The organism is Halomonas sp. SIMBA_159, assembly GCF_046536035.1.
Taxonomy (GTDB): Bacteria; Pseudomonadota; Gammaproteobacteria; order Pseudomonadales; family Halomonadaceae; genus Vreelandella; species Vreelandella venusta_A.
Genome location: NZ_JAWJBT010001078.1, coordinates 1 through 253, shown reverse-complemented (window position 1 = coordinate 253; position 253 = coordinate 1). Strand labels below are relative to the sequence as shown.

Here is a 253-nt window from a genome sequence, read left to right as displayed (position 1 = left end):
CTACGAAGATGCAGAGCTCATCACAGGGGGCGTCAAAGCGTTTTCGATGGTGGAAGGGCTAGATGCCAGCTATGACGGAGCCTTTTTTGCCGGCTACCATGCACGCGCTGGCCAAAAAGGCGTCATGTCGCATGCCATGATTTTCGGCGTCCGCACGATGTGGATCGACGAGGTGGAAGTGGGCGAACTGGGCTTCAATGCTTATGTCGCTGGGTATTACGGCGTCCCGGTTTTGCTGGTGGCTGGAGATGAC

1 protein-coding gene is annotated in these 253 nt (G+C 56.5%); it reads left to right on the top strand.

The features are described 5' to 3' along the window. Window positions 1-253: M55 family metallopeptidase (locus tag R0J87_RS22590; RefSeq protein ID WP_498889133.1), on the top strand; the 253-nt coding region annotated here is incomplete at both ends.